The sequence below is a fragment of the Neptunitalea chrysea genome, assembly GCF_027924145.1.
Taxonomy (GTDB): domain Bacteria; phylum Bacteroidota; class Bacteroidia; order Flavobacteriales; family Flavobacteriaceae; genus Neptunitalea; species Neptunitalea chrysea.
In genome coordinates, this window is sequence record NZ_BRVP01000046.1 from 1 (window position 1) to 3,299 (window position 3,299).

The 3,299-nt window shown below is 31.1% G+C and carries 3 protein-coding genes and 3 pseudogenes; 5 read left to right on the top strand and 1 reads right to left on the bottom strand.

Translation table 11 applies throughout. From position 1 onward, the window contains the following. Window positions 1-38: 38 nt before the first annotated feature. Window positions 39-350: pseudogene (locus tag NBRC110019_RS16530) on the top strand (SPFH domain-containing protein); the annotation flags it as partial. Between the two features lie 34 nt (window positions 351-384). On the opposite strand, the gene NBRC110019_RS16535 reads toward NBRC110019_RS16530, so the two are convergent. After that, window positions 385-1,026: a porin family protein gene (locus NBRC110019_RS16535; protein ID WP_281756578.1), complete on the bottom strand. Its 642-nt coding sequence runs from the start codon at window positions 1,024-1,026 to the stop codon at window positions 385-387. 202 nt (window positions 1,027-1,228) lie between these two features. Between NBRC110019_RS16535 and NBRC110019_RS16540 the strand changes: the two genes are divergently transcribed. The 4 genes and pseudogenes from NBRC110019_RS16540 (at window position 1,229) to map (ending at window position 3,287) form a co-directional block, all read left to right on the top strand. Continuing rightward, entirely contained in the window at window positions 1,229-1,687 is a 459-nt protein-coding gene (locus tag NBRC110019_RS16540) for a hypothetical protein (protein WP_281756579.1), read from the top strand. 188 nt (window positions 1,688-1,875) lie between these two features. After that, on the top strand, window positions 1,876-2,232 hold the full coding sequence (locus tag NBRC110019_RS16545; RefSeq protein ID WP_281756580.1) for a DUF4907 domain-containing protein: 357 nt from the start codon (window positions 1,876-1,878) through the stop codon (window positions 2,230-2,232). Between the two features lie 52 nt (window positions 2,233-2,284). Then, window positions 2,285-2,450 (top strand): annotated as a pseudogene (locus NBRC110019_RS16550) (tyrosine-type recombinase/integrase); the annotation flags it as partial. 73 nt (window positions 2,451-2,523) lie between these two features. Beyond that, window positions 2,524-3,287: pseudogene (map, locus tag NBRC110019_RS16555) on the top strand (type I methionyl aminopeptidase). Window positions 3,288-3,299 lie beyond the last annotated feature (12 nt).

Consider the following 3,299-nt stretch of genomic DNA (forward strand, 5'->3'; position numbering starts at 1 on the left):
AGTTTTGAGGGAAGCTTACAAAACCTGTAGTTGTTAAGTTAGGACTTGAGATTTTAAGTTGTGGTATTAGAGATGTAATTCTTACCGGAGAAATGAAAGATATTATGAATCAGGTGCTTATTGCTCAAAAGCAAGCACAGGCCAATGTAATTACCCGAAGAGAAGAAACAGCTTCTACTAGAAGTTTGCTTAACACCGCCAAGTTAATGGAGGAAAATGGCATGCTTTACAAACTGAAAGAAATGGAGTTTGTAGAGAAGATTGCAGAAAAAATAGGTGAAATTACGGTGTCTGGTAATGGAAACATTGCCAAACAGTTAATGGACGTATTTTCTGTGAATAATAAATAAGTGAAAGCACCGATATAGTATATATTCGGTGCTTTTATAATTTGTGAGCAATACCTAGTTGATAGACATTGCTAAAGCCTTCTTCCCTTTGTAAAAAGCCATAACCGAACCGGCCTTCTAATGATAAATTGTCTAATAGATCATAGGACAGTCCAAATACACCTGAGAGTTCAAAGGTGTCATAAGAGTTATTCATTACAGTACTTGTGCTATTGGGGATAAAGGAGTCACTACTCAGAACAAATCCGAGTTGTGGACCAACCTCTAGATGTATACTGTTTGTAATACCATAATTTATAAGTACCGGAAAGGTAAGTAACTGTTGATTAATGGATGTTTGTAGTGTAGTAGAAGGAGTAGCACCGTTGTTAGGGGTAATTGTAACAATAGCCTCCTGATCCATGTTTCTGTTAGAGTAAATAACTTCGGTACTTCCCAAAAAGATATCATTGATTTTGAATTTAAAAAATGCACCAACATAAAAACCCGGTTTAGGAGAAAAGTCGATAGGGTAGTCTCCGTTGTCTTCCATTCGGGAATAATTGTCTACTTTAAATTGTGATACATTAAGTCCGCCCTTTACTCCCCAAAAACTATTTTTTGAAATTGTTTGAGCATTTACAAGAGTTACCGAACAAATGATTATGAATGTAAAAAGGTACTGAGTTATTTTCATGATACGTTATTTATGACTTAAAAATAGCCAAAAAATATGGAGATATGAATGATGCGTGTTTTGATAAAACTAAAATTTGTTTGAAAAAGGAAAACCGTATAAAAAATAAAATAGAGGTCTGTAGCTTTGATTAAAAATTTAATTAAATTACATTATAAAAACAAAGTTATTACTGTTTAGTATTTTTTTTACCACTATTTGTATGGCACAATCCATTTCTAATAGGCTTATAGAAGGAGAATTGATAGGCAATTACGCCCTTTTAGGAACCGAGTATGTGCAATTGAGAAAAGTAGGAGATAAGGCACTTTTTATTTATAAGGATGGAAAATATGAGCAATTGAATGAATATAAATCTTTTAAAGTTCCGTATAGTGATTTAGATAAAATTTATGGGTACTTAACTGATTTTAAAGGAGTTGAAAAAAGAGATGGGATTAAGTATATGATTGATGAGGAAAATGATGAATACATTCTTTTTGTTTATGGAAAAACATTGGGGCAAACGCATGTTAAAATGTATCATAGCAGAATTGGAATAGAAGGATATGTTAGGTATCTTACCCCTAAACAAGTAGCAGGGCTATTCAACAGAGAATATGTAAAACCTAAAAAGAAAAAGAAAAAGAAAAAGAAAAAGAAAAAGAAGAAGAAAAAGTAATAGTATTAAAAAAACAGGGTATATTATATATTCTGTTTTTTTATTTTCATTTTTAGTTGATATATAGAATGATCTAGATAATTTGTATTAAAATTTACTGCACTCTCAGTAAGTCTGAAAAATAATTAATAAGAAAGCGTACTTAGTAAGATACTATTTTTACATTTGAACATCTTAAAAAAATCGAAATGAAAAATATAGTAAAGTCTGCAGTATATGTACTTGTTTTAGTATTGATAATGGTAGGGTGCGAAGCAAAATCTAAAGAAGCAGCTAAGGAGGTAAAGGAAGAAAAGACAAATGTAGAAAATAAAAAAGAAGTTACTATAGAAACCTTTGAAGTAGAAGGTGGGTGGGGATATGATATTTTTATCGATGGAAAAAGAACCGTACATCAAACATTTGTGCCTGCGTTAGCTGGTAACCAACCCTTTACTACTAAAGAGAATGCAACTAAGGTAGCAGAACTAGTAAAGAAGAAAATTGAAAATAATGATTTTCCGCCAACATTAAGTACATCTGAAATAGATAGCCTACTGAAATAGTAAGGAAATATAGGATATAACTATATTTCTGTAAATAGCAATTTTAAAAAAAATAACCCGACATGTACTCCGACATAGTTTTACTAAACATATATTATAATAGGGAGTTTATCTACGTCAAATTCAAGTGCTACTAGGTCACAATTCAAGTAAAACAACAGAAATTTATACATGTAGCTACAAATACTTTTAAAACAATCAAAAATCCGTTAGATTAGCTCTATTAATAATATATGATATAACCGTATAAATACTGTTATACATACGTTGTAGCCAATTAAAAAAAACGAAATGTCAATAACAAAAGAATCTGAATTAATCGGAATGAAAAAATTAGTGAAGTTGTTGGAACTACACTAAAATTAATGAGGGAATATGCTAAAGTTGGAATGTCAACTAAAGAACTTGATGAATATGGAGGGGAAATTTTAAAGAGTTATGGAGCTAAATCTGCACCTTATGAAACTTATGGATTTCCTGGCTATTCTTGTATAAGTGTAAATAAAGAAGCGGCACACGGAATACCATCCGAGAAAAAAACACTGAAAGAAGGAGACTTAATTAATATTGATGTTTCTGCAGAACTAAATGGTTTTTGGTCGGATAATGGAGGTTCTTTTGTACTTGGAAAAGACATTCATAATCATCAACCTCTTGTAGATGCTTCTAAAAACATTTTACGTAAAGCAATAAGTAATATTAAAGGCGGAGTAAAAATTTCTGAAATTGGATATTTAATAGAAACTGAAGCAAAAAAGTCGGGATTTAAAGTAATTAAAAATTTAGCTGGTCACGGAGTTGGTAGAAGTTTACACGAAGAACCCGAAAATATTTTAAACTACAGAGTTAAAAGTAACAGAGAGCGATTCAAAAAAAATACAACAGTTGCAATAGAAACTTTTATTTCAACAAATTCAACTGTTGCAGTGGAACTGAATGATGGTTGGACTTTAGTCGGAAACAAAGGTGGATATATAACCCAACATGAACAAACCATTATTGTAACTGATAAATATCCTATCATTTTAACAGAATCGAATGATATTTGGAATTAAATAACTGGCTAC

What these genes read in the sequence shown, in the direction of transcription:
- NBRC110019_RS16535 (WP_281756578.1), bottom strand. Translation starts at nt 1,026, where the DNA reads ATGAAAATAACTCAGTACCTTTTTACATTCATAATCATTTGTTCGGTA.
- NBRC110019_RS16540 (WP_281756579.1), top strand. Translation starts at nt 1,229, where the DNA reads ATGGCACAATCCATTTCTAATAGGCTTATAGAAGGAGAATTGATAGGC.
- NBRC110019_RS16545 (WP_281756580.1), top strand. Translation starts at nt 1,876, where the DNA reads ATGAAAAATATAGTAAAGTCTGCAGTATATGTACTTGTTTTAGTATTG.